Source organism: Bradyrhizobium sp. CSA112, from assembly GCF_029051645.1.
GTDB lineage: Bacteria > Pseudomonadota > Alphaproteobacteria > Rhizobiales > Xanthobacteraceae > Bradyrhizobium.
The window spans coordinates 204,135-230,342 of sequence record NZ_JAACFS010000001.1 but is presented as its reverse complement, the minus strand read 5'-3'; the positions used below and the strand labels follow the sequence as shown (position 1 = coordinate 230,342).

22 protein-coding genes and 1 pseudogene are annotated in these 26,208 nt (G+C 61.7%); 17 read left to right on the top strand and 6 right to left on the bottom strand.

The genetic code is table 11. The annotated features are described in order from the left end of the window. Positions 1-16 precede the first annotated feature (16 nt). The 5 genes and pseudogenes from GWE18_RS01200 to GWE18_RS01180 form a co-directional block, all read left to right on the top strand. On the top strand, positions 17-1,537 hold the full coding sequence (locus tag GWE18_RS01200) for a tripartite tricarboxylate transporter permease (protein WP_275183989.1): 1,521 nt from the start codon (positions 17-19) through the stop codon (positions 1,535-1,537). Positions 1,538-1,738: 201 nt separating this feature from the next. Then, positions 1,739-3,034 carry an oxalate/formate MFS antiporter gene (gene oxlT / locus GWE18_RS01195; protein ID WP_275183988.1) on the top strand — a complete coding sequence of 432 codons (1,296 nt, stop codon included), beginning with the start codon at positions 1,739-1,741 and terminating at the stop codon, positions 3,032-3,034. A 274-nt stretch (positions 3,035-3,308) separates the two neighbouring features. Next, entirely contained in the window at positions 3,309-3,740 is a 432-nt protein-coding gene (locus GWE18_RS01190) for a CBS domain-containing protein (protein WP_275183987.1), read from the top strand. A gap of 154 nt (positions 3,741-3,894) precedes the next feature. Then, the gene (locus GWE18_RS01185; protein ID WP_275183986.1) at positions 3,895-4,983 is read left to right on the top strand and encodes a 2-dehydropantoate 2-reductase N-terminal domain-containing protein; all 1,089 of its coding nucleotides are present in this window, start codon (positions 3,895-3,897) and stop codon (positions 4,981-4,983) included. Between the two features lie 97 nt (positions 4,984-5,080). Further along, positions 5,081-5,336: pseudogene (locus GWE18_RS01180) on the top strand (fumarylacetoacetate hydrolase family protein); the annotation flags it as partial. Positions 5,337-5,361: 25 nt separating this feature from the next. Here GWE18_RS01180 and GWE18_RS01175 read toward each other — a convergent pair. Then, entirely contained in the window at positions 5,362-6,966 is a 1,605-nt protein-coding gene (locus tag GWE18_RS01175) for a DUF459 domain-containing protein (RefSeq protein ID WP_275183985.1), read from the bottom strand. A 367-nt stretch (positions 6,967-7,333) separates the two neighbouring features. Here GWE18_RS01175 and GWE18_RS01170 point away from each other — a divergent pair, with 367 nt between their 5' ends. From GWE18_RS01170 to GWE18_RS01150, 5 genes are all read left to right on the top strand, one after another. After that, on the top strand, positions 7,334-8,479 hold the full coding sequence (locus GWE18_RS01170; protein ID WP_275183984.1) for a fructose-1,6-bisphosphatase: 1,146 nt from the start codon (positions 7,334-7,336) through the stop codon (positions 8,477-8,479). A 22-nt stretch (positions 8,480-8,501) separates the two neighbouring features. Further along, positions 8,502-9,689: a 6-phosphofructokinase gene (locus GWE18_RS01165; protein ID WP_275183983.1), complete on the top strand. Its 1,188-nt coding sequence runs from the start codon at positions 8,502-8,504 to the stop codon at positions 9,687-9,689. A gap of 31 nt (positions 9,690-9,720) precedes the next feature. Continuing rightward, a complete protein-coding gene (locus tag GWE18_RS01160; RefSeq protein ID WP_275183982.1) occupies positions 9,721-10,077 on the top strand; it encodes an MTH938/NDUFAF3 family protein in 357 nt (118 codons plus the stop codon). Between the two features lie 242 nt (positions 10,078-10,319). Then, the gene (locus tag GWE18_RS01155) at positions 10,320-10,508 is read left to right on the top strand and encodes a hypothetical protein (RefSeq protein WP_275183981.1); all 189 of its coding nucleotides are present in this window, start codon (positions 10,320-10,322) and stop codon (positions 10,506-10,508) included. Between the two features lie 464 nt (positions 10,509-10,972). Further along, positions 10,973-11,614, top strand: a complete 642-nt coding sequence (locus tag GWE18_RS01150) for a class I SAM-dependent methyltransferase (RefSeq protein ID WP_275183980.1) — start codon at positions 10,973-10,975, stop codon at positions 11,612-11,614. A 110-nt stretch (positions 11,615-11,724) separates the two neighbouring features. Here the strand turns inward: GWE18_RS01150 and GWE18_RS01145 are convergent, their stop codons facing one another. Continuing rightward, positions 11,725-12,939 (bottom strand): cytochrome P450, encoded by a 1,215-nt coding sequence (locus GWE18_RS01145; RefSeq protein ID WP_275183979.1) that lies wholly within the window; start codon positions 12,937-12,939, stop codon positions 11,725-11,727. Positions 12,940-13,248: 309 nt separating this feature from the next. Here GWE18_RS01145 and GWE18_RS01140 point away from each other — a divergent pair, with 309 nt between their 5' ends. The 3 genes from GWE18_RS01140 to GWE18_RS01130 all read left to right on the top strand — a co-directional run bounded on the left by GWE18_RS01140 (position 13,249) and on the right by GWE18_RS01130 (position 16,313). Then, positions 13,249-14,244: a nitronate monooxygenase family protein gene (locus GWE18_RS01140; protein WP_275183978.1), complete on the top strand. Its 996-nt coding sequence runs from the start codon at positions 13,249-13,251 to the stop codon at positions 14,242-14,244. Positions 14,245-14,315: 71 nt separating this feature from the next. Continuing rightward, a complete protein-coding gene (locus tag GWE18_RS01135; protein WP_275183977.1) occupies positions 14,316-15,284 on the top strand; it encodes a zinc-binding dehydrogenase in 969 nt (322 codons plus the stop codon). Between the two features lie 177 nt (positions 15,285-15,461). Then, positions 15,462-16,313: an SMP-30/gluconolactonase/LRE family protein gene (locus GWE18_RS01130; protein ID WP_275183976.1), complete on the top strand. Its 852-nt coding sequence runs from the start codon at positions 15,462-15,464 to the stop codon at positions 16,311-16,313. A 158-nt stretch (positions 16,314-16,471) separates the two neighbouring features. Here GWE18_RS01130 and GWE18_RS01125 read toward each other — a convergent pair whose 3' ends face one another. From GWE18_RS01125 to GWE18_RS01110, 3 genes are all read right to left on the bottom strand, one after another. Beyond that, a complete protein-coding gene (locus tag GWE18_RS01125) occupies positions 16,472-17,470 on the bottom strand; it encodes an aldo/keto reductase (protein WP_275183975.1) in 999 nt (332 codons plus the stop codon). 182 nt (positions 17,471-17,652) lie between these two features. Continuing rightward, positions 17,653-17,874: a hypothetical protein gene (locus GWE18_RS01120; protein WP_275183974.1), complete on the bottom strand. Its 222-nt coding sequence runs from the start codon at positions 17,872-17,874 to the stop codon at positions 17,653-17,655. A gap of 630 nt (positions 17,875-18,504) precedes the next feature. Next, positions 18,505-19,347: an amidohydrolase family protein gene (locus tag GWE18_RS01110; RefSeq protein ID WP_275183972.1), complete on the bottom strand. Its 843-nt coding sequence runs from the start codon at positions 19,345-19,347 to the stop codon at positions 18,505-18,507. A gap of 491 nt (positions 19,348-19,838) precedes the next feature. Between GWE18_RS01110 and GWE18_RS01105 the strand changes: the two genes are divergently transcribed. Next, positions 19,839-20,084, top strand: a complete 246-nt coding sequence (locus GWE18_RS01105) for a hypothetical protein (RefSeq protein WP_275183971.1) — start codon at positions 19,839-19,841, stop codon at positions 20,082-20,084. Positions 20,085-20,321: 237 nt separating this feature from the next. On the opposite strand, the gene GWE18_RS01100 is transcribed toward GWE18_RS01105, so the two are convergent. Continuing rightward, positions 20,322-20,885 carry a nuclear transport factor 2 family protein gene (locus tag GWE18_RS01100; RefSeq protein ID WP_275183970.1) on the bottom strand — a complete coding sequence of 188 codons (564 nt, stop codon included), beginning with the start codon at positions 20,883-20,885 and terminating at the stop codon, positions 20,322-20,324. Between the two features lie 101 nt (positions 20,886-20,986). Between GWE18_RS01100 and GWE18_RS01095 the strand changes: the two genes are divergently transcribed. The 3 genes from GWE18_RS01095 (at position 20,987) to GWE18_RS01085 (ending at position 26,208) form a co-directional block, all read left to right on the top strand. Continuing rightward, positions 20,987-21,979: a LysR family transcriptional regulator gene (locus tag GWE18_RS01095; protein WP_275183969.1), complete on the top strand. Its 993-nt coding sequence runs from the start codon at positions 20,987-20,989 to the stop codon at positions 21,977-21,979. 346 nt (positions 21,980-22,325) lie between these two features. Next, positions 22,326-23,702 carry a cation-efflux pump gene (locus GWE18_RS01090; RefSeq protein WP_275183968.1) on the top strand — a complete coding sequence of 459 codons (1,377 nt, stop codon included), beginning with the start codon at positions 22,326-22,328 and terminating at the stop codon, positions 23,700-23,702. A 193-nt stretch (positions 23,703-23,895) separates the two neighbouring features. After that, positions 23,896-26,208, top strand: coding sequence for a PAS domain-containing sensor histidine kinase (locus tag GWE18_RS01085; RefSeq protein WP_275183967.1), 2,313 nt, complete (start codon positions 23,896-23,898; stop codon positions 26,206-26,208).

Genomic DNA, 26,208 nt, shown 5'->3' with positions numbered 1-26,208 from the left:
GGATTGGATTATCGGGATGGAAGAACTCGTCAATCTGTTTCACGGCTTTGCGGTCGCGCTGCAGCCGTACAACATCATGCTGATGGTTCTCGGCATCGTGCTCGGTGTCATCATCGGCGTGCTCCCGGGACTGGGCGGCGCCAACGGCGTTGCCATCCTGCTGCCGCTGACATTCAGCATGTCGCCGACGTCGGCCATCATCATGTTGTCGTGCATCTATTGGGGTGCGCTGTTCGGCGGCGCGATCACCTCGATTCTCTTCAACATACCCGGAGAACCGTGGTCGGTAGCCACGACGTTCGACGGCTATCCGATGGCGCAGCAGGGCAAGGCCGGCGAAGCGCTGACCGCCGCCTTCACCTCATCCTTCGTCGGCGCTCTGTTCGCCGTGATCATGATCACGCTGGTCGCTCCCCTGGTCGCCAGCTTTGCGCTGCAATTTGGCCCGGCGGAAAAATTCGCGGTGTATTTCCTCGCATTCTGCAGCTTCGTGGGCCTAAGCAAGGAGCCGCCGTTCAAGACCATTGCGGCGATGATGATCGGCTTTGCGCTCGCCGCTGTCGGGCTTGATTCCATCACCGGGCAGTTGCGGCTGACGTTCGGCGTCACCCATCTGCTCAACGGCTTCGACTTCCTCATTGCCGTGATCGGGCTGTTCGGCATCGGTGAAATCCTTCTGACCATGGAGGAAGGGCTCGCCTTCCGCGGCGGCAAGGCCAAGATCGATTTGCGGGTCGTGCTGCAGACCTGGAAGGAATTGCCGAAATACTGGATGACCTCGTTGCGCTCATGCTTCATCGGCTGCTGGATGGGAATCACGCCGGCGGGTGCTACTCCGGCCTCGTTCATGAGTTACGGCATCGCCAAGCGCGTGGCGAAGAACGGCAAGAACTTCGGCAAAGGCGAGATCGAAGGTGTGGTCGCGCCGGAAACCGCGGCGCATGCCGCCGGCACCGCGGCCTTGCTGCCGATGCTCTCGCTCGGCGTGCCCGGCTCGCCGACGGCAGCGGTGTTGCTGGGCGGCCTGTTGATCTGGGGTCTGCAACCCGGACCCATGCTGTTTGTCGAACAGAAGGAATTCGTCTGGGGCCTGATCGCCTCGATGTATCTCGGCAATCTCGTCGGCCTGATCGTCGTGCTGACCTGCGTGCCGATCTTCGCGGCAATCCTGCGCGTGCCCTTCAGCATCATTGCGCCGCTTATCCTGGTGCTGTGCGCGATCGGCGCCTATTCCGTCCACAGCAGCACGTTTGACGTCATGCTGATGCTGGTGTTCGGCGCGATCGGCTATCTGCTCAAGAAGTGTAATTATCCCCTCGCCCCGTTGGTGCTGGCCATCGTGCTCGGCGACAAGGCGGAAGAGGCCTTCCGGCAGTCGCTTCTGGGATCCCAGGGTTCGTTTGGCATATTCCTTTCCAACCCGCTCGTCAGCACGATCATGATCCTCGGCTTGATCGCACTGTTCTGGTCGGTCATCCAGGAAGGCTATACCCGCTTGCGAGGTACGGTCGCAGGCCCGGGCAGCCGTGCCGCTTAACAGCGGCGAAACAACACCTTAGTTAGGCTCCTGGAGAAAAAGCCGCGCAGACTGCGCGGCTTTTTTGTGCTCGCAGCACGTCTGTGGAAATTCGAAATTTTCACGGCTTGCGCAAAATTTTCTCTTGTCTACTGGCATAACATATACCAGACTTCCACAGAGCTGTCGGGGTTATCGATAGAACAGCCCATTGGAGGAAAAATGACGGACACAGTGCACGGAGCAGCCCCCGTCGCGGCGGCCCGAGTCAGCGATGCGTATCGCTGGACCCAATTAGCCATCGGCGTCGCCGCGATGGTCATGATTGCCAACTACCAATATGGTTGGACGTTCTTCGTCCCGGACATCCAGAAAAAATTCGGATGGGATCGTGCTTCGATCCAGTGGGCATTCACGCTCTTCGTGCTGTTCGAGACCTGGCTGGTGCCGGTCGAGGGATGGTTCGTCGATAAATACGGCCCGCGCATCGTCGTGCTCGTCGGCGGCATCCTCTGCGCCATCGGATGGGCCATCAACGCCCAGGCGACCACCCTCAACGGCTTCTATCTCGGCATGATCATCGCAGGCATCGGCGCCGGTGGCGTGTACGGCACCTGCGTCGGCAACGCGCTGAAGTGGTTTCCGGACAAGCGCGGCCTCGCCGCCGGCATCACCGCCGCCGGATTCGGCGCAGGCTCGGCGCTGACGGTCGCGCCGATCCAGGCGATGATCAAGGACTCCGGCTTCCAGACTACCTTCCTCTATTTCGGTCTCGGGCAAGGCATCATCATCGTGATCCTCGCCTTCCTGATGTTCGCACCGAAGACAGGACAGGTTCCTGCGGTGACGCAGAACGCGAACGTGATCCAGAGCCGGCGCAACTATCAGCCGACCGAGGTGATCCGGCAGCCGATCTTCTGGTTGATGTATTTCATGTTCGTGATCGTCGGCGCCGGCGGATTGATGGTGACCGCCAATCTGAAGCCGATCGCCGTCGACTGGAAGGTCGACAGCGTGCCGGTCACGCTGATGGCGGTGACGATGACGGCAGTGACGTTCGCGGCGACCATCGATCGCGTCCTCAACGGCCTCACCCGTCCCTTCTTCGGCTGGATCTCCGACATGATTGGCCGCGAGAACACCATGTTCATCGCGTTCGGCATGGAAGGCATCGGCATCTGGGGCCTCTACATGCTGGGCCACGATCCGGTGTGGTTCGTGCTGCTGTCGGGCTTCGTGTTCTTCGCCTGGGGCGAGATTTATTCCCTCTTCCCGTCGACCTGCACTGACACCTTCGGCGCGAAGTTCGCGACCACCAATGCCGGCCTGCTCTACACGGCAAAGGGCACCGCGGCGCTGCTGGTGCCGGTAGCGAACTACATGCAGCAGTCTTCGGGCACTTGGGACTCGGTGTTCATCATCGCGGCCGGTGCGAATATTCTGGCCTCGCTGCTGGCGATAGCTGTGCTCAAGCCCTGGCGTAAGATGGTGGTCGCCAAGTCGCAGCTTGCCGCCTGATCCGAACCGGACTGGTTGTTAGGAGATGCGCGCTCATCCTCCGGGATGGGCGCGTTTTTCTTTGCGCGTCGGCGGCTCTGGTATACCTGAGCGCATTCAGATCTCTGTACGGGGCACCGCCACCCACTCTTTGACTGGGATGACTTTCCAAAAACGTCAGTAATGCTGCCTATTTATCTTCCTCTTTCGCGAGAGAGTTCCATCGCCAATTATGTTGACAATTGGCATTATGTATACCAGACTTGAGGTAGTAATTCACCCCAAGGAGGTTGCCATGCAAGTCGGAGATATCCTGCGCAAGAAAGCCCCCCGTGTCGCAACGGTCCGCATGAACGAGACCGTCGCCATTGCCGCGCAACTGATGCGCTCCAGCAATATCAGCGCGCTTGTCGTCAAGGACGTCGTCCGCACCGAAGGCAACACCGCCGTCGGCATGTTCACGGAACGCGACGTGGTGCGCGCCATTGCCGAGCACGGCGCGGCCGGCGTGAATATGCGCGTTTCGCAATTCATTTCGGTACAGCAGCTCGTCTCCTGCACGTCGACGGATACGCTCGAGCATGTCCGTCACCTCATGAGCAAACATCACATCCGCCACGTGCCTGTCATCGACAATTACAGCCTGATCGGCGTCATCAGCATTCGCGACATCTTCAACGCGTTTGACGACGAAGCAACGCCCTACAAGCTGGCCGCGTCGGCCTGACGGTCGCTGCAAACTGCGCCGGCATTTTTTGGGTCGCACTCCCAGGGAAGACGGTATCGCACCGCGCTATTCGGCTTAACTCCTGTCGCAAGCAGGCGCTCGCAAATCTGCGCCGGAGTAGTGGCGCCGGAAAACATCATCTGTGGGAGGGCGCATGGCGCGTAACATTCTGATCCTTGGGGCCTCGTATGGCTCGTTGCTGGCGACGAAGCTTTTGATGGCGGGTCACAACGTGACCCTGGTTTGCCGGAAGCAGACGGCAGAACTCATCAATCGCGACGGCACTGAAGTTCGCATCAAGCTGCGCGACGAGGCGGCCCACCGGCCGATCTTCTCGCGCGACCTGCCTGGCATCTTGGACGCGGTCGAGCCCGCCGACGTCGATCCTTCGCGTTATGATCTGGTTGGTCTGGCGATGCAGGAACCGCAATACACCAATCACACGATCCAGATTCTGATGATCAAAATCGCCGACGCGAAACTGCCTTGTCTTTCGATCATGAACATGCCGCCTTTGCCCTATCTCAAACGGATCCCGGCCCTCGCGAAAATGGAACTGGAGGAGGCCTACACCAACGCCGCGGTATGGAAACGGTTCGAGCCGGGCCTGGTGTCGCTGTGCTCCCCTGATCCGCAAGCCTTCCGTCCACCGGAAGAGGCGGCGAATGTTCTTCATGTCGGGCTGCCAACAAATTTCAAGGCCGCGCCATTTGCGGATGAGAAACATAACTTGCTGCTTCGGGAGCTGGAAGCCGACATCGATGCGGTGAAGCTGGATGGCCAGGACGTTCCGGTGAAGCTCAAAGTGTTCGATTCGATGTTCGTCCCTCTCGCCAAATGGTCGATGCTGTTGACCGGGAATTACCGCTGCATCACGCCGCAAGAGCCGCAATCGATCCGCGACGCGGTGCACGGCGATATCAACCTCTCGCAGTCGATCTATCACCATGTCGATGCCATCGCCCAGCGTCTGGGCGCCGATCCCACGGATCAGGTACCTTTCGAGAAATACGCCAAAGCGGCGGAAAGCCTTCTCAAGCCCTCGTCGGCGGCCCGGGCGGTCGCCGGTGGCGCGCCTTCCATCGAACGGGTCGACCTGCTGGTGAAGCTGATTTCGCATCAGCTTGGCGCACCCAATGCCGAAATCGACCGTACGGTCCAGATCGTCAATCAGAAACTGAAAGAGAGCATCGGGGCGGACGGTTCCGGCGCGCAGCGATGTGCTCCAATCGCCGTGACGTAGAGCCTTGGCGGTTCTCGGTTCGGATGAACCAGAACGGACTCTGGTCTCCACTTTCGACGCGTTCGTCTTGGGCGAAGCGGTGGTCCGGTCATCACCGTCAGGCGTCGATCCGGCAAGCCTTGTCGTGCGGACGATTCTCAACGTCACTGAGCGTCAGAACTACCCGATATCAGACATGATCTTCAGCGCGCAGCAGCTCGTCAGCAAGATCTCGCACCGACATGACGCTGCTGCCCGGCGATCTGATCGCCTGCGGCACGTCGGTCGGCATCGGCGTCATGAAGGAGCCGGTCAACACGGTGACGGTTGCGATCGACGGCATCGGCAGGCTGACCAACGAGTTTCGGCAGTAGGGCGGCAAAAGGCGATTGGGGGGCTCTAGCGGCGATGCTTTTTCCGCTTTGGCGAAGCCGCCGGCGCCAGTGCGTTGGCATCGAGCGATGTTGACGCCACCGGCGTCTCACCCTTGGTCCCTTCACGTCCTATTTCGCGTCGCGGCCAGGCAAAATCGTCGGCGCGACCCGCGGGTGCCGTCAAAGCCTCGCCTTTGATCAAGAGCCGCGCTGCCTGCGCATCGATCGCCGCCGGCCGCGACCCGGGAGCACCGAGCAACTGCTCCGTGGCGACAGAAGGGGGCCCCAAGGGAACGATCGGCCCGGCCAGCGGACGCGGCGCCGGCTGATCCGGCCGTGCACTGGCGTCGGGCGTTGCCGGTTCGCTGGGCAGCACGATTGGCCCAGAACGTGCAGCCAACAGCCGGTTGATCTCGCGCTCGGCATAATGCGCGAGCTTAAGCGCGCCGGCCTTGGTGAAGTACACGCCATCGGAGGAGCGCAGCCGGCGGATCTGCCCTTCGAAATCGGGACCTTGCTGTGAAAAGCGCCCGGCTTCATCGACAAATCCGTCCCAGACATCGACATAGGTGATGCCCGCCTTGCCGGCCGCATCGCGATAGAGCGTATCCAGAAACGCCGTGTCGGCGGTCGCCTTAGGGCCGCGTATGGCTGGCAGACCCACCCACAGCACCGGCACACCCTTGGACTTGAGCACACCGATCATCTCGTCGATCTTTTCCCTGTAGAGTTCCACCCAGCGTTTCTCGCGAAACTCATGGAGGCCGCTCGGCGAGCCCGCGCTCTTCTCCGATTCCGTGACCCGCCGCGCGTCACTGTCGTCAGCGGCATCGTCCGGCGACAGTTCGGGATCCGCCGCCTTGGTTGCACCATCCGGCTTCGCCGCAGGCTTTTCGCCCGAAGGCTTGCCATCCGGCTTGGCTTTGGCGTCCTTCTTGTCGGCGTCCTTCTTATCCTCCGATTTATTCTGCGATTTGTCGGCTGCCGGCTCGCGGATTGCGACGCGGTCGTCAAGTCCGAGCATGACGACAATGGCGTCCGCTTTTTCGGTAGCGAGAATGCCCTTGGCGGCGGCGGCCCAATCGGCTGGATTGCCCTTCGGCTGATACTTGATCAGGCCGGAGGCTGTCTTGTGCTTGCGGATCACACCTATCTCAGGCTGATCGTCATAGACCTCCTCAAGCCCATAGGCGAGCCAGTCCGCCATGGAGTCACCAAGCACAAGAATGTGGCGCTCGGGTACAGTGTTGCGCTTCTCGGGCGGCGGCGCCTTTGAAAAATCCTCACGCACCGCCGGGGGCGCTTGCCGCCCCTGCGAACGAGGCGGCGGCGCGTACTGCTGCTGGTACGGCGCATAAGTGTCGTTGCCAGACCAGCCGCCGCCGCGCTGATCGTTACCAGACCAGCCGCCACCGCCGCGCTGATCGTTGCCAAACCAGCCGCCACCGCGTTGGTCGTTGCCAAACCACCCGCCGCGTTGCGGTTGCGGGCGCTGCTGATATCCGCCGAAATTAAAAAACTGTGCGGAGGTAGGTCCGGCCATGCCCAGCATCAGCCCCACTGCGACAGCCAGCGCAATCAGCCGACCACGCTCGGTAAAGGTGCATTTCTTTTTTGGTCCCTTTGACATGCGTCTGGACCGCACACACGCAGAACTTGCGTCGCCTAGACTAGCACAATCGCCCCATGGTGGGCCTCAGTTTACCGTGAAGTCTTGGACTCAAGTCGGAAACTGCCCCGCTTTCGAAAGGTGCCAAATAGCGGAATCGTACACCGCAGCAAATGGCGGCGCATGAACTGGTATCCCATCGCTTCTGGCATGATCTTACGGTGATCGATGATCCCGGCTGCGGGATGATACGAGCTTTTCGAGAAGGGCATTTGCGGAACCTAACGGAACCTCAGACGTTCTTTTTCGCGGAAATGAGCAGCGCCGTCGCCCCGGCGCAGCAAACGCAGACGCCGAGGCGCTGCGTTGCGCTGGCGGAGGGACGCTCATGAGACTCACACTTTCGGTCATCAAGGCTGACATAGGCTCCGTTGGCGGCCACACGAAACCGTCTACACGCATGATGGCGGCTGTCGAGGGCGCGGTCGCGAAGGCGATCTGCGATGGCTTGCTGATCGACGGTTTCGTCTGCCACACCGGCGACGACATTGCGATCATCATGACGCACACACGGGGCGAAGGGAGCTCCGAGGTGCATCAACTTGCCTGGAAGGCGTTCCTCGCGGCCACCTCGGTCGCGAAAACCTCCGGGCTTTATGGCGCCGGCCAGGATCTTCTCGTCGACGCACCGTCCGGAAACGTCCGCGGCGCCGGCCCGGGCGTCGCCGAGCTCAGCTTCGACCATAGCCTCTCGGGCACGAGACCTGCGGAGTCCTTCATGGTGTTCGCCGCCGACAAATGCGGCCCCGGCGCCTACAACCTGCCGCTCTACCTCGCCTTTGCCGATCCCATGTATTGCGCCGGGCTGATGCTGCCCCCGATGATCAAGGGATTCCGTTTCCATGTCATCGACATGGACAACACGGCCGGCGACAGCGTGATCGAACTCGACGCGCCCGCGGATGGCTACCACATTGCCGCGCTGCTCCGCGACAACGAGCGCTTTGGCATTGATCGCATCGTTTCCCGGACCCATGGCGAGGTCGCCGTCGCCGTTTCGGCGCAGCGTCTTCACGCGATCGCAGGCAAATACACCGGCAAGGACGATCCGGTCGCGATCGTCAGGAACCAGGGGATTTTCCCGGCGCCCGAAGAAATCGTCTCGCCGCTCGCGAAGGCGCACTTCGTAGGCGGCGATGCGCGCGGCTCGCACGTGATGCCGCTTATGCCTGTGCCAATTAACACACCGGTGACAGGCATGTACTGCCTCCCGATCGTTTCCTGCGCCGGCTTCTCGATCGACAAGGACGGCCGATTCTCGGAGTCCTACACCGATTTCTTCGACAACCCGGCGTGGGACGAGGTCCGCCGGCGCGCCCAGCGCAAGGCCATCGAGATGCGCAGCCAGGGCTGGTCCGGCGCCGCGATGCTGCCCTATTCCGAGCTGGAGTATGGTGGCTTCCGCGACACCGTGTCCTCGCTGCTGAAGCGCTTTCAGGTGCGCAAGGAGCGCAAGCCGGAAGCAGCCGAGTAAGGGATCGCCTGCGGAGGTGGGTATGGCAAAAAGGCGCATCGGCATTCTCACGGGCGGCGGCGACGTTCCCGGTCTCAACGCAGTCATCAAGAGCGTGACATATCGCGGCAGCGAGAACGACATCGAGGTCGTCGGCCTCCGCCGTGGTTGGGAGGCGCTCACGCACGTGAACCTCGAGGACCCGGCCTCTAGGTCGCACTACATCATTCCGCTGAACCGTGACAACACGCGCACCATAGACCGGAGCGGCGGCACCGTGCTGCACTCGAGCCGCACCAATCCGTCCAAGATGAAGAAGCTGCCGGATCATCTCGTCGGCAACGACTTTCCGGCCTCGCTCAGCACCAAGGGCGGCATCGCAACCAGGACATGGGACGTCACTGGCCAGGTGCTGGCTAACCTCTCGGGGCTCGGCATCGAGCACCTGATCGCCATCGGCGGCGACGACACGCTCAGTTACGCAGCCAGGCTCAACGAACTCGGCGTCAAGATCATCGCCATCCCGAAGACCATGGACAACGACGTCCGCAACACCGAGTACTGCATCGGCTTCTCGACCGCGATCACCCGCGCCAGCGATGCCATCCAGCGGCAGCGCACCACTGTCGGATCGCACGAGCGAATCGGCATCTTCCGCGTCTTTGGCCGCGATGCCGGATTTACAGCGCTCTACACCGCGTACGCCACCTCGATACGGTGCGTCATACCGGAGTACAAGTTCGATCTCGACAAGCTGATCCGGTTGCTCGTCGAGGAGAAGCGCGCCAACCCAAGCAACTACGCGCTCGTCGTGCTCAGCGAGGGCGCCGCGTGGGAGGGCTACGAGGTGCAGGAATACGGCGAGCCCGATGCCTACGGCCATCGCAAGAAGGCGAGCGTCGCGGAATCGTTCGCCGACGAGATCAAGCGGCGCGTCGGCGAGGAGACGATCACGTCCGACCTCACCTACGACCTGCGATCGGGCAATCCGGACTTCATGGACAAGCTCGTGGCCCTGACTTTCGGCAACATGGCCTACGATGCCGTCCTCGAAGGCAAGACCGGCCTCATGTCGGCGCTGGTGGAGGGGCGCTACGACCTCGTGCCCATCCCTGATGCCAGGCTCGGGCCGCGCAAGCTGGACGTCGCCAGCACGTACAACACGGAGCGTTATCGTCCCATCTACGATAACAAGCGCGGGCAGCCGATCTTTCTCAACCGCGCGTCATAGGGTGCAGTGCCGAGAATGAAGGGATCAGGCCATGGAGATCGAACGCACTACCTTCGGCACCATTACGATTGACGGAAAGACCTATGAACACGACGTGATCATTCGTCTCTCCGGCGAGGTGGCAAAGCGGAAGAAAAAGCTGTCGAAGAAGTACTACGGCACCTCGCATGTCCTCTCGAAAGACGAAGCGAAGTTCATCTATGAGGACGGATGCGAGCAGCTAATTCTTGGTTCGGGCCAGATGGGCAATGTGCACCTATCGCCGGAAGCCGAGACGTATTTTGCGAAAAAGGGTTGCACGGTCCTGCTGCAGCCGACCCCCAAGGCGATTCATACGTTCAACAACTCGCATGCGAAGAAGATCGGCCTTTTCCACATTACCTGCTAGATCGGGCCCGCTGCTCGCATGAGCAAAAGCCCGGGAGCGCATTGAGAACATCAATTGGTCGCGCGCTCGTGCGTGCCGACCTGTGGTGGAAACCAGAGTCGGCTTTGGGGTGCTGCAGCGCCCCCGCATTGAAACAAAAATTGATCGGATAATCAAAAAAGGCGGGGATATCTCCCAAAAGACGGCTTGATTTCTTGCTTCTTTTTCCCGACCGGACGCATTTCTTTGATGGGGAAGAAGAGATGACTGATCAACAATTGGCTCTTCAGGCGATTAACGAAGCGCAACTCATACTGGAAGAATACCTTCGGCCCCGGCCGCAGAACAATGAGCTTATCCTCGACAAGCTGGTGGAAGTTCTCGAACGCCCCGATTTGGTAGTTGCTGTAAGCCGCTTGCAGCGACAGAGCAGTCTCTCAGTGCGCAAATGAGGAAACTGCCATCAATCGCCTTGGCCGCCTTGATTGCTACGCTCCTACCAGGAGGGGCGCCGAATGCACAGGCCAAACAACAATGCAGCGCCGCAGCGCCATCAAATCCGCACGGGCGTTGGTGGTCCTATCGTCTTATCGATGGACGAAAGTGCTGGTACGAAGGCAAGCCCATGCTTTCGAAATCGTTGTTGGAATGGCCGAAGGTGGCATCCGCGCAACCCGCCTCCAACAGAGAAGTTCAAAGCGTTGTCACAGAGAAGCCTGGCAATCCATTGGACGCGCAAGCCTTGGCATTGAAAGACTCTGATACTTTCGAGGCGCGGTGGCGCGAAAGGGTAAAAATGCAATAGGCGTTGCCCCCAAGGAAAGTCTCGAAGCGCCGGGATCGCGCCGGCGCGCCAAAGACAATCTGTTTTGGGGGACTCGCTTGCTTTCTAACCAAGCGCAATGCGGAAACCAGCATGCGAACGGCCGCAGATTTCAATCTATACTACGCAACTCCTGACCCCTGGCATATTTCCCACGCGCGGTTCAGGGACAAGGTCTTGCGCCGACGCCTGAAGCCATTCATCCGGGACAAATCCGTTCTTGAACTCGGTTGTGGTGAAGGCCACTTGACCCAAACAACTTTTAGCAAAGCACGATCCGTGGTTGGCATCGACATAAGCGATGTGGCGATTGCTCGCGCTAAATCGCTGGGCCTGCCCAATGCCAGATTTGAATGCGCTGATTTTTTACAAGCGTCATTCGAGGGTTACGACGTCATCGCGGCGCTCGAATGCGTCTACTTTCTGTCCTTTCAAGAGCAGGGAGCGTTCCTGGAGAAAGTTGCCAAAGAACACCCTGACAAAATACTTCTGCTCTCGGGTCCAATTGTGGACTACAGAAGACACTTCAGTCATAAGCGATTGATGCTCGAGTTTACGACTTTGGGGTTCACCCCCCTTAAATTTTATAACCTGTCGGTTTATTGGTATCCGCCTTCATCCAGAATTATCGCTGGCCTGATCAAGCTACCACTTGGACACACCTTGCTTGATTGGATACCGGAGTCGATGGTCTATCAAAGACTATACGCACTTCGAGCACCCAAACGCCACTGACACCAAACGCCACTGACTCGGATATCGCCAGTTCGAACTTTGTCCGCTATTGAGCAACCGTGCGGGTTCCTGGCGCTGAAAGCCCGGCAGGTCTTCCGGTGCAACAACGACTACGTGATGACCGGCAACGACTTGAGGCCACGAACGACCGGCGCTGCGCGCCATTGCAGTTCGTGAGCAGGACAAGCGAGGCTCAACTTGGGCAGGCGCCTCAGCAGGCAACCGAACGCGATCTCGGCCTCCATCTTCGCCAGGTGCGAGCCGACGCAGAAGTGAACGCCATCTCCAAACGCAAGGTGCGGATTGGGCTTGCGGGCCACGTCCAGCCGATCGGGCTCCGCGAATTTCTGCGCATCCCGGTTGGCGGACGCAATGACGGGGAAAATGACATCGCCGCGCCTGATCGTAGTGCCGTGCAGGTCGATGTCTTGGGCCGCATATCGCTCCGTTGCGGTCTCCACGGGCGCCGTGAAGCGTAACAACTCCTCGACCGCAGACCCAAGGAGCGAAAAATCTCCGATGAGACGCTCTTTCTCGCGCGGATTCTCCATCAGCACCAGCATTCCGGAACCAATGAGGTTCACGGTCGTCTCGTGGCCGGCGATGATTAGAAGCACCAGCATCGCGATGAGCTCGTTCTCGCTCAGCCGGTCGCCCCCCTCCTCTACGGCGATGAGCGCCGAGATGAGATCATCCTTCGGGGTGCGCCGGCGCGCGGCAACGAGGCGCCGCAAACATCGCATCAATGCAAAGATCGAGGGCAGCAAGAGCGCCATGCGAAATTCCGACCGCGCTCCGAGAAAAACATTGGTCCACTTCCGAAAGCGCGGCCGGGCCTCTTCGGGCAAGCCCAGCAGTTCCGAGATCACGGTCAACGGAAGCGGAAGCGCGAAATCCTCGATAACATCGGGCTTCGATTTTGCGCGCATCCGATCGACGAGATCCTCAGCCAGGGCTTCGGTGCGATTTCGTAACTGCTCGATGCGCGCACGACTGAACGCCTTGTTGATGAGGGCCCGCAGCCTTCGATGTGCGGGATCGTCGAGGTCCAGCATGTTCTCTGAGAGTGTCCTGAGGCTCGCGGGTGTCCACCACGGCATGGACTTGGGCGAGCGCAAGCCGGCATTGCTCGCGTTTTTTACGAACCTGCCGCTGTCTTGAAGGCACAGCATCACGTCATCGTAACGTGTAATCAGCCACGCCCGCTTCAGGACGGGTACGCCAACTTCGAAGACCGGCGCCTCGCTGCGAAGAAACGCATAGAACGGAAACGGGTCACGCTTGTGTTCGGCTGAGTAGATGTCGACCTTGCGGGGATCGTTCATGGACAGCACCCTGGATGAAAACCAAAGCAGCAATGTGTTGCGTCGCAATGTCCGTTCAGCCCAATGACGTACGGGTCAAAAGCGTCGATTTTGGCGTGTCCGCAGTTAGCAGGTTGATCTCCGGAAATGCCGGACCTACGCCTACGGAATAATCCGCACTGCGGAACAAGTCCCCGCTTTTGCATGATGGCGTTGCCCTGACCTCCGCCTGCTCCCCGTAGACTTTTGCGGGGCGTGACGGCATCCTGCCCCGCGAAATCTCACAAAAGACGTGCGCGACCTGTTGCGCCGGGGAAACATAGGGCAGACATGATCAAGACGCGATTCACCGAACTCGTCGGCATTGAGCACCCGATCGTCCAGGGCGGGATGCAATGGGTCGGACGCGCCGAGCTGGTCGCGGCCGTCGCCAATGCCGGCGCGCTCGGGCTGATCACCGCGCTGACGCAGCCGACGCCGGAGGACCTCACCAAGGAGATCGCGCGCTGCCGCGACCTGACTGACAAGCCGTTCGGCGTCAACCTCACCATCCTTCCCGCGATCAAGCCGCCGCCCTACGCCGAATATCGCCAGGCAATCATCGAGGCCGGCATCAAGATCGTCGAGACCGCCGGCAACAAGCCGCAGGAACACGTCACCGAGTTCAAGAAGCACGGCATCAAGATCATCCACAAATGCACCAGCGTCCGTCACGCGCTGTCGGCGGAGCGGATGGGCGTCGACGCCATCTCGATCGACGGCTTCGAGTGCGCCGGCCATCCCGGCGAGGACGACACGCCCGGCCTGATCCTGATCCCGGCCGCCGCCGACAAGGTCAAGATACCGTTGATCGCCTCGGGCGGCTTCGGCGACGGCCGCGGCCTGGTCGCGGCGCTCGCGCTCGGCGCCGAAGGCATCAACATGGGCACGCGCTTCATGTGCACCAAGGAGAGCCCGATCCATCAGCTTGTGAAGGAGCGTATCGTCGCCAATGACGAGCGCGAGACCGAGCTGATCTTCCGCACCATGCGCAACACCTCGCGCGTCGCCAAGAACGCGATCTCGACCAAGGTCGTCGCGATGGAGAAGGAAGGCGCGAAGTTCGAGGACGTACGCGAGCTCGTCGCCGGCGCCCGCGGCAAGATGGTCTACGCGACAGGCGATGCCGACGAGGGCATCTGGTCGGCCGGCCAGGTGCAGGGCCTGATCCACGACATCCCGACCTGCGCCGAACTGGTGTCGCGCATCATGCGCGATGCGGAAGCCATCATGCAGAGCCGCTTCGAAGGTATGTTGTCCGGTGCCCAGCGCCAGGCCGCCGAATAGGCGGCTTGCCGCCAGTATGAAGACAGGCCGCCGAATAGGCGGTCCGCCGATTCAATAACAGAGAAGAGCCCATGAAAGCCTATGTCTACGGCGCCAACGGCGCCGAAATCGCCGAAATCGCAAAACCTTCGCCGAAGGGCACGCAGGTGCTGGTCAAGGTCCATGCCTGCGGCCTCAACCGCGCCGACCTCGGCATGACCAAGGGCCACGCCCATGGCAGTGCGGGCGGCGTCGGCACCGTGCTCGGCATGGAATGGGCGGGCGAAGTCGCCGAGCTCGGCCCCGACGCAAAGGGCGTCAAGGTCGGGGACAAGATCATGGGCTCGGGCGGCGCGGCGTTTGCCGAGTACACGCTGGCCGACCACGGCCGGCTGTTCCGCGCGCCCTCGAACATGAACTTCGAGGAGGCCGCCACCCTCCCCGTCGCGCTCGCCACCATGCATAATGCCGTCGTCACCAATGGCGCGCTGCAGACGGGCCAGAGTGTGTTGATCCAGGGCGCCAGTTCCGGCGTCGGCTTGATGGCGATGCAGATCGCAAAATTCAAAGGCGCAAAACTCGTGATCGGTTCGTCTACCGATGCGATGCGCCGCGGCCGGCTGAAGGAGTTCGGCGCTGATCTTGCGATCGATTCCAGCGATCCCGGCTGGGTCGACGAGGTGCTGAAGGCAACCAATGGCGAAGGCGTCGACCTGATCGTCGACCAGGTTTCGGGCAAGGTCGCAAACCAGAATCTCGCCGCGACCAGGGTCAAGGGCCGCATCGTCAATGTCGGCCGGCTCGGCGGCACCCATGCCGATTTCAATTTCGACCTCCACGCCGCCCGCCGCATCAACTATGTCGGCGTCACCTTCCGCACCCGCACGATCGAGGAAGTCCGCGAGATCTTTGACGAGGTCCGCAAGGACATCTGGCCGGCGGTGGAATCCCGCAAGCTGCAACTGCCGATCGACACGGTCTATCCGTTCGCCGAGATCGGAAGAGCGTTCGAGCACATGGAAGCCAACAAGCACCTCGGCAAGATCGTGGTGACGCTGTAGCAGTCGATCGTGTCCCGGACGCGGTGCAGCGCGCTAGCGGTGCTCCGCAGAGCCGGGACCCAAACTGTCACACCATGGACCCCGGATCTGCAGCGCATCACTTCGTGCTGCGCAGCGTCCGGGGAACGCAGGCGCAGTATTTCCAAACAAGAACAATTCGCAGTAGGCACTGCAATCATGACACCGATCAAGCTAGGCTGCCTGCTCGACGGCGGACGCTATTTCGAGGGACCGCGCTGGCACGCGGGCCGGCTCTGGTTCGTCGATTGCATGGATCGGACGCTGCTCAGCCTGTCCCCCTCCGGCGAGCGCGAGCAGCATGCGAAATTCGAAGACGACACGCCCTGTGGCCTTGGCATTTTGCCGGACGGACGGCTTGTCGTGCTGACGATGTACCGCAAACGTCTGCTGACCTATGCAGACGGCAAGCTTTCGCTTCTAACGGACCTGTCGTGGATCGCGAAAGGCACCATCGACGATATGATCATCGATGGGCTGGGCCACGCCTATGTCGGCGATCTCGGTTTTGATATGCCGCCGCCGCCCGATCGAGGCGCTCCCGGCCGCATCATTCTGGTAATGCCGGACGGCGCGGCACGCGTGGTCGCCGAGGGATTGCGGTTTCCCAACAGCATTGCGATCTCGGCCGACCATCGCCGGCTCGTCGTGGCCGAAATGGATGGCGCATGCCTCGCCGATTATGACATCGAGTCTGACGGCAGCTTGAAGTTTCGGGGCCGCTTCGGAAGCATGAAGTCGCCGGACGGCATCTGCCTTGATCAGGAAGGCGCCGTGTGGGTCGCCGCCTTCGAAGAAGACGCCTTCATTCGCCTCGACGCCGGCGGGCGCGAGCTGCAGCGAATAGACGTACCCGGCCGCCGCGCTCTCGCCTGCGTCCTTGGCGGGCCGGAGCGGCGGACACTGTTCTGCCTGAGCGCAGCGACGTCCTATGAAGAACTGCGGCAACGCAAATCGTCTTCTCGGATCGACGTGGTCGATGTGGAAATTGCCGGCGCCGGTTATCCCTGACGTTCGGCGTTCGCTCCGTCATCCCAGGAATAAGCGCACTTGCGCTTATTCCGAAGGTGCGAGCGAAGCGAGCCTCGAAGGATGCACGGCCGGCCAGCGGCCATCGCCCTTCGAGGGCCGCGCTGCGCGCGGCCGCCTCAGGGTGACGGATTACACTGTCATCGTGCTTCGCCGGAAAATTCCTGCCTCAGTGCTGACAGCCGATCGAGCGCAGCTTGCGGCAGCGGGCCTTTTTCGGCAGCAGTGAGTGCGTCCTCGAATTGTTGCGGCGTCGCCATGCCGACCAGGATCGTGCCCATCGCCGGGTGAGACAGCGCAAACCGCGTGGCGGCTTCGGTCAGGCTGGCGGCGAAGCCCTCCTCGACCAGCGGCAAGAGACGGCACGCGCGATCGATATCGGCATCGTAGCTCATCGCCGAACCGAGCGGCTCCGGTGCCGGCCCCGCAATCGGGTGACGCTCGGCTGAGCCCGACAGCGCGCCGCCGGCCAGCACACGGATGCCCACGACGCCCACGCCGGCAGCCTGGGTGTGTTCGAACAGCCTTCCATAATCCTGCGCCGGATAGCGCGCCGGCAATTCGCTGGCCGCAGATGGATTGAGCATGTTGTAGACGACCTGCGCGCTATCGAACACGCGGGCATCGATCACCTGATGCAGCGCAGCCGTGTCGCCGAGTGCCGTCATCCCGAGGAAACCAATCTTCCCCTGCTGACGCAGGCGCTCGAATGCCGGGACCAACTCATCGAGCACCTGCCGGACGCTCAGCGCCGATCCGCCGCCGTTCTCGGTAATCGGATTGTGCAGATGAAGGATGTCGACCCGCTCAAGACGCAGCCGCGCCAGACTGCCTTCGAGCGATATCCTGACGGCGTCATCAATGCGGCCGGCTTCGCCGGGCGGCAACCGGACCTTGGTGGCGACGGCCACGTTAGCCGGTTTCAGCCTTTGCAAGACGCGGCCGAGATTCTTTTCCGATTCGCCATCGCCGTACTGCACCGCGGTGTCGAAGTAGTTGACGCCGGCGGCGATCGCGCGCGCGATGGTGCGCTCCTGATCGGCAGCATCGCCGCGTACCATCAATCCGCCCACTGCGCCGCAGCCGAAGCCCAGCACCGAGAGCTGCATTCCCGTGCGCCCAAATACCCGCAATTGCATCGCTGTTCCTCCGGCTGATCTGGAGATTATGCAAAGTCGAACGGCCGTTGCTCAACCCTGATATTTGCCGCGGTGATGATCAGCAACCACCCTTGATTTCGGCGTTCTGAAATGCGGATAGCGCGCAGGGCAGAGTCCGCTCAGCGCACAAAAGCGGACGTTGGCGCAGAACTGCAGCGGCCTTACCGGACGCCTAGTTCTTTGATCGCCCGAGCCGAAAGCTGCGCCGCGTCATGGATGCCGGTTTGCGCGATCTTGATGATCTTCTTCGCAACCATTTCCGTCAGCGGGTCGTCGCGATCCTTGACGCAGAGGGTGTGCAACGTTTGCTCGTATGCCGCGGTGATGTGGCCAATCTCTTCCGGCCCCAAGGTAGAGTTCTTTAATAGACGATAAATAGCCATTTCTACTTGAGCCTATTTTGGTGCTTGGAGCCCGAGGCCAGCCACGCGGTCATATGGCAAGCCGTCTCGGCCCGGCGGGCTTTGCGAACCAGGAGATTGCGCTCAATACCCGGCGGGGTACCTTGGGCCTGCTTGCGCAACTGCGTTGCTTCCTTTGCAAGGCGCTCTTCGAGGGAGGTAGTTTGTATGAAACGGCGACGCTCTGACATACGCGGCTCCCCATTTGAGGATTGGCGGGAGCGCGACTGGCGTTCTCATCACCGATGACTGCCACGAGACCGCGCGGTGATGCCAAAGTGTGCGCCCTGATCCTGAGGAGCGCCAGAACTTTGAAGATTAACTTTCTTGCGGAACCAAATGAGGCGCAGTGGGCTACTGGCCTAGCGTCATGCCGGCTTTTTCTCTGGACGTTCAATAAGTTCGTATATGGGAACGTGGGTGGTTTCCCGCCACGATTCCAGTGCAGCTCCGCAGATCTTGCAGACCGCGTCACCCGTATGCGGCACCAAGAACTTCTCTTCAGTGCGACTGTACTCGGCGCCGCAAGTGCATTGCACAATTGTCGCCATCCCGGGGATATGCGCATCGGACCGAAGATTTTCCAGCCCGGAACTCTGTTATACCTGCGCACTAACCCTTCTTCGGTGACCAGTCATAAGCCTTGATGCAGGCGCCACCCATCAACATGGCCCGCTCGGATTCGCTGAGGCGGCTGGTTTTGAGGAAGGGCTCGACGGCCTGCTCGTAGTTGACAACGGCGAATGCCCGCGTCCAGTCCGTGCCCCACAGGCAGCGCTCGAAACCCCAGGCATCGAATACACGGGCGAGCGGGTCCCAGATGTCAGGGAAAGGAAAGGGCTCGCGGGACAACGTGCAGGCGCCGCTGACTTTGATCACGGCGTTCGGGCGTTTTGCGAGTTCCAGCACTTTCGGCAGGACGGCCCAGGGTTCGGGCGGCGCCGGCGGCACGCGTGGCTGCAGGATGCCGAGATGGTCGATGATGAATCGCGTGTCGGGGTGACGATCGATCAGCATCCTGCCCGCGTCCAGATTGTCCCAGCAGTGGAGGTTGACCGGAAAATCATGGCGAACGGCCGCGCGCGCAATCCGGTCGAGGCCGGGGTCATCGGGCGGGCGCCGCGCCTCCTTCGTCAGCATGATGCGGATTCCGACCGCGCCCGGCGTCTTCTTCCAGTCGGCGACATTTTCGGCAACGCCGGGATCGTCAGGGTCAACCGGCTTGACGATGGCGAGCCGGCCGGGATGGGCCCGCTGCACTTCCACGGCGTAGCTGGCGTCGTAGCGGTACAACGAAAAGGCGGAAATGAAGATCGCGCCGTCGACGCCGACCTTGTCCATCGCCGCCACCATCTCGTCACCCGTGACGTGATCGGGCCAGTTCGGCACGCTGTGCCAAGGCCGCTTCGGACTGTTCGCCTCGTAGGCATGGACCTGGGAATCGACAACGATCATCGGCGCCTCCGCTCTGTGGCGGGCGATCTTGGACAATGCGGCCGGCTCGTGTCCAGATGGCAAGGACGCCGCGCTGCAATGCGTCCGCCAACATCCGCTATGGCCAGAGGCAGACATAAACCACGTGACTTGAACTGCTAACCGCAGATGTGGCGCAATTACAATTGCGCCAGCTTGCAACTTGTGGTTTTTGTCGGTCGTCAGTGGGGATCGGTTTTGTTATGCGGCGTCTTGTGTTGTGGGCCTTGGTCTTCTGCCTTGTTGTTCAGTTCGGTGGATGCAAATCCTCGACGGTTTCCGAAGTGGCGCTTGAACCTCAGCCTCCATCCAAGCCGCGGGATACGCGGCTCGCGAGATTGTATTTTCTGCGCGAGAAGGGAATGATCGGCACTGAAGTTGGAATTAAGATCGACGGCAAGCCGGTTGGTTCGGTAGCCAAGGGGTTGTATTTCTTTTCTGACAGGCCGCCGGGACAGTACCGGATAGCCTGAGTGAATCCGATCTCCATGGATTATGAAACCGAAATACAAATTGAGGGTGGAAAGACCTACTATTTCGGCGTCGGTACACCACAGGTGGCTGCGCCCGGTCAAAACCTTCTCAATCAGGCTCTTGCTGGCAGTAGCGGACAGCAAATGCGACCGACGCCCCCGCTCATGGCAGGCTTTTCTGGCGCTGCCCTCTATCAAATCGATGCAGCAGAAGGGGCTGCCGTCATCAGTCAGTTGAAGCCGTAGTAACGGGCGTTTCCGCATTGGGTCGGCCCGTAAGGCGGATAAGCGCAGCGTAATCGGCCATCTTATTGTAACGCAGCGGCGGATTACGCCTTCGGCTAACTAATCCGCCCTATGCGCTGAGTGGCATTCTGGATATCGACGCAACTGCGTGCCTCCGAGCTACGGCTTCCCGTCGATCATCGCCGAGGACGGCGCGGACGCTATTGGGCGGCGCGCCTTCGCGCCAGCCGATTGAAGTCATTCCTTCATGCCAGGGCCGCGCGCGAGTGCCGCCGATTGCTGCAGGCTGATGCCATGCGCGAGCGGATCGGCGTGGCGATGCACCAGGTGCCACTGGGCCCCCTCGCGCCGATAGACGAGCGTAACGCGCAGCGCCCATTCCTGGGCGGGCAGCCCCCCGACCTCGACATGGTCTCGCTCGATCATCGCGAGAACCACCATGTCGGCCGAGCCATAGGATTGGACGACCTCCTGCTTGTGGGTGCCGTTCTTGAAGAACCGTCCCATCCTGTCCCATTTTTCGGACGTATACTGCGAGCCGTGCGAGGGTGGTCCACCGAACGGAGACATCAATGTGAAATCGTCGGTGATGGCGATCATGGAACGGTAAGTCTCTGCGTCTCCCCGCATCAGCGCCGCGTTCGACTCCTCGGAATGCTTGATCAGCTTGGCGATCGCATCCTTCGCCGCGGCCGGCTCGGCTACTACAAGAGGCATACCCGCCATCGCCGTGATGGCATGACGCCGGGATAGCGCTGGACGCGGGGCCGAGCCGCGCGTAATCGGGGATTTCTTCGACATGTAAGCACTCCTGTGCTGAGCGAACTCGTGTCATGAACGAGTGGATAGAGCGCTAGATGACCCTTTCGACATCGTGAAGCCAGTGATAAAGTCTCAGCACCATGCTGAAGCCGGCTCAGCTCCTCCGCATCGATTTCAGTCTCCTGGTGTTGTTCAGCACAGTGCTCGAAGAGCGTCATGTCGCGCGGGCGGCGGAAAGACTCAATCTCACGCCCTCGGCCGTCAGCCATGGGCTGCGCCGGCTGCGGCGTCTCCTGCATGATCCGCTGTTCCTCAAGACACACGTTGGCGTAAAGCCTACGGACCGTGCCCTCGCACTTGCCGGTCCAGTTGCTGAGACGCTCGCGCGTGTCGAAGGAATCATGTCGATGGCCGGGCCGTTCAATCCCGGAACCGCGCGGCGATGCTTTACTATCGGTGCACCAGATGCATTGGCGGCCATCTTTCTGAGCCCTCTCGTTTCCCGCTTGGCCCGCGAGGCGCCGCATGTCGACATTCGGTTGCTGCAGCTCATGCCGCAACATCACGGCAAGCCGACGAGCCAAGTCTGGCAAAGCACACTCACGGAGCTCGATTCCCACAAGCTCGATCTTGCAATGCTACCGATCGGCCCGTTGCCGCCCCGTTTCGCCGAGCGGTTGCTGTTCGAGGAAGATTTCGTCGTCGCCATGCGAAAAGGTCACCCGCTGGCGCGCGCAACGAACCAGGCAGCATACCTGAAGGCAAAGCACATGCTGGTTTCGGCGATCGGCGATGCGCAGGGAGTCGTCGATGCCAAGCTCGCCGAAGTAGGGCATTCGCGGCGCGTGGCACTGACGGTGCCGAATTTCATGATGGCGCTGGCTCAGCTCGCGGAAAGCGATCTGGTCGCGACCTTGCCCCGGAAGTTGGTGGAGTACCATGCCGCGCGGTTCAACCTCGTGGTGCGCCCGGTGCCGCTGCCCTGGACGCCCGATCCAATACGCCTTGTCGCAGCGCAGACCGCCATGGCCGATGCCGGCATCGCTTGGCTGTTCGAGACGTTGGCGAGCTGCATTAGTACGAGTACCGCCTCGCGTTCAAGGCAAGAACGGAGACGTCGCAAGCCGTGTTGACTTCGAAGCTTCCGGAGAGGCGAATGATTTGCAAACCTCGGGGTGCAATGCGCCGCGAGAATGCGGAGGTGTACCTTGCTCGCTGGCGCTCATTCTATCCCCGTCACCCTGAGGAGCGCGCTCTTGCGCGCGTCTCGAAGGGCGACGGCCACCAGCGGGGCCGCTCATCCTTCGAGGCTCGCTTCGCTCGCACCTCAGGATGACGGAGAAATTCTGAGTGCTGCGCCCGCAATGACGGTCCTTCAACTCAGAACAATTCGCAACAAACCGCTCCTGCAAGTGAGTGGCGATTGCGCCTCCCACCGTCGGCTTTAATGTTGGACAACGCCCTGCTAAACCGCCGCCCATGAGTCATACCCCCACCATCAAGACCAACGTCGCGGCGATCTCGATCTTCGCCAGCGCCGGCATGGCCGCGGCCAAATTCGCCGTCGGCATCGCGATCGGCTCTCTCGCGCTGATTTCGGAGGCCCTGCACTCCTCGGTCGACGTGATCGCGACCGTCATCACCTGGCTGGTGGTGCGGGTTTCCGACCAGCCGGCCGATGAGGAACATCATTACGGCCACGGCAAGTTCGAGAGCCTGTCGGCGCTCTTTGTCATCGCGCTGCTCTATGTGCTGGCCGGCGGCATCCTGGTCGAATCCTACAGCCGCCTGCGCGAGGGCGCAGCCCCGCCGACGATATCGGCGATTCCCTTCGTGGTGCTGGTGATCGATATCGCTGTCAATTTCTGGCGGGCGCGGGCGCTGCATCGCACGGCGCGCGCGACCCGAAGCCAGGCGCTGGCGGCGGATGCGCTGCATTTTGCCTCTGATGTGCTCGGCTCCATCGCCGTCATCGCCGGGCTTGTGCTGACCGGCCTCGGCTATGTCTGGGGCGACTCGGTCGCGGCCATCGCCGTTGCCGTGATGATATCGATCCTGGGCCTGCGGCTCGGACGCTCCACCGTTGAGACGCTGCTTGATCGTGCGCCGCAGGGAGCCGCCGAGAAGGCCACCGCTGCGATCCGCGCGGTGCCCGGCGTGGTCGGCGTCGAGCGCCTGCGCGTTCGCATGGTCGGGCCGACACATTTCATCGACGCCATCGCCAACGTACCGCGCAGCTACCCGATCGACCGCGTCGAGGCGATCAAGAAAACCGCGCAGGCGGCGGTCACTGAGGCGCTCGGCGATGCCGACCTCACCTTCACCGCGGTGCCGGTCGCGCGCGACAATGAGAGCGTGCGCGAGCGCATCATGGTGATCGCCCGCAACTCCGGCCTCGCCGTCCACCATGTCACCGTGCATGATCTCGGCGAAAAGCTGATCGTCGGCATCGACCTCGAAGTCGACGGCGACATGGAACTGTCAGCCGCGCACGATATCGCCCACGGGCTGGAGCGCAGCATCCGCGGGGATTTCGGTGAGGATGTCGAAGTCGATACCCACATCGAACCGCTCGAGCCTGAACTGCCGCACGGCACCGACGCCGCGCCCGAGCGCGTCGAGACCATCAAGGCTGCACTGTCGCGCTTTGCCGGCAACGGCGCGATCCATGACATTCACAATGTGCGGGTGCGCGACACCGATGCCGGCGAAATCGTTAACTTCCACTGCCGCGCCGCACCGTCGATGAGCGTCATCAAGGTGCACGAGAAAGTCGACGAGATCGAGCGCGCGCTGCGCGGCGCCTTTCCTTCGATCAAGCGCGTGATCAGTCATGCCGAACCGCCGCGCGCGTAGTTTTGCGGGCGTGTTCCCGTTTCGGACTCGCTTGGCGATGCCTTAATTCGCGTTGGACAACATTTATTTCGAATTAACGAATCGTTGACTCTCGACAGCCCGAAAAAAGTGGATTCAAATCGCCATGATTCGGAAACGACGTGGGGCGCGCTTCCGGACAATGTGCAAAGAGCCTTCGGCGGGGGTCTAAAGCATGGCGCGCGCGCATGCAGCGAACGCGTGCGTCCAATCCGATTCGATCAAGGGATTGGCGCAATCGATTGCGAAACCTGCCTACCACCGGCTGCTCACTGCCGAGCCGGCGCTTCGTCGCGCCGTGCCGACGCTCATCATTGCCTTCCTCATCACCATCTGCCTCGGCGCCTTCGTACAGGTGATCGACCAGAGCCGGCAAAAACGCGCCGCCATGAAGCGCGACCTCTCCGCGCTCACGGATCTCCTGGCCGAACGGCTCGACCGCTTCGCCGCCATCCGGCAGGATCGCGCCGCCAGCATCGAGCGGCTGCAGAGCCTGCTGCCCGACCTGATTCCGGCCTGGGGCGTCGCCTCCGGCCGCCACGTCATCATTACCGGCTCCGATCACCGGATTCTGGCCCGCGTCCCGGTCGAGAGCAGCCTCGGCGGCAGCGATCGCGTCCTCGACATCATCAGCACGGCGCAACTGCTCGCCGCTCCCGGCCAGCAGGGCGTCGTCACCGACATGACGCTTCCGAACGGCAATGGCGCCATGGCGATCTCGCGGCTGGTCAAGTCGCTGCCGGGCCAGGTCATCGTCATCCAGGAGAAGAACGAGCCGCTGTGGGGTTCGGACGCCGCATTGTCGGTGACGCTCTCGGCCACCACCGGCTTCGTCGTGCTGATCCTCGGCTTCGCCTTTCACTGGCAGTCGACCCGCGCCCGCGAGGGCGACCTCATCAACGACGCGGTGCGCGGCCGGATCGACACCGCGCTCAATCGCGGCCGCTGCGGATTGTGGGACTGGGACCTCTCCCGCGGCAGGATCTTCTGGTCGGCATCGATGTTCACGATGCTCGGGCTCGATTCCCGCAACGACCTCCTTACGTTCGGCGAAGTCAACGCGCTGGTGAAATCCGACGACATCGACCTGTTTGCGATCGCCGACCAGATGATCGCCGGCAAGCTCGACCACATCGACCAGAGCTTTCGCATGCAGCACACCGGCGGCCACTGGATCTGGCTGCGGGTGCGCTGCGAGCTCAGCCACACCTCAGCCGACGGCGGGTTGCACCTGATCGGCATCGCGGTCGACATCACTGAGCAGAAGAGCCTCGCCGAGAAGACCGTGGAAGCCGACCTGCGGCTGCGCGACGCGATCGAGACCATCCCGGAAGCCTTTGTGCTGTGGGACGCGGAAGACCGCCTCGTGCTCTGCAACTCGCACTTCCAGCGCCTGCACAAACTGCCCGATACGGCGGTGACCCCCGGCACGTCGTACGAGACCGTCATCGAGGTCGGCAGCATGCCGGAAGTGCGCACCCGCCTGCAGGAGACCGGCGCGCAAGCGCCGGGAGCCCGCACCTTCGAAGCGCAGCTCGACGACGGAAGCTGGCTGCACATCTCCGAACGCCGCACCAAGGACGGCGGCTACGTTTCGGTCGGCACCGACATCACCCGCATCAAGGAACACGAGCAGAAGCTGATCGAGAACGACGCGCGGATGCGCGCCAACGTACTCGACCTCAAGCGCTCGAAGGCGGAGCTGGCCGATCTTGCCGAAAAATATTCGCAGGAGAAGAACCGCGCCGAGGAGGCCAACCAGGCCAAGTCGAAATTCCTCGCCAACATGAGCCACGAGCTGCGCACGCCGCTGAACGCCATCATCGGCTTCTCCGAAATCATGGGCAGTGGCATGTTCGGCGTGCTCGGCTCCGACAAGTATCAGGAGTACTGCCACGACATCCTGACCAGCGGAAAATACCTGCTCGAAGTCATCAACGACATCCTCGACATGTCGAAGATCGAGGCCGGCCGCATGAAGCTCGACATGGAGCAGCTCGACCTGTCGAAGATACTGGCGGAGTCGCTGCGCGTGGTCTCGGGGCGCGCCGAGGACAAGCATCTGACGCTGGACGCCGATATCGAGAGCACCATTTCCGTGATGGCCGACCGCCGCGCGGTCAAGCAGATCTTCGTCAACCTGTTGTCCAACGCCGTAAAGTTCACCCCCGACGACGGCAAGGTCACCGTGCGGAGCCACGTGCTGCCCAACTCGATCGTGCTCATGATCGCCGATACCGGTATCGGCATCGCGCCGGCCTCTCTGCGGCGGCTCGGCAACCCGTTCGAACAGGTCGAGAGCCAGCTCACCAAGACCTACCAGGGCTCCGGTCTCGGCCTTGCCATTGCGCGGTCGCTGACCAGCCTGCACGGCGGAACGATGCGGCTGCGCTCGAAGCTCGGCACCGGTACCGTCGTCCGCATCGTCCTGCCGCGCGAACCGCAGCAGCCGATGGCGAAAGCAAAAGTCGAGGCAGTAGCCGCGTGA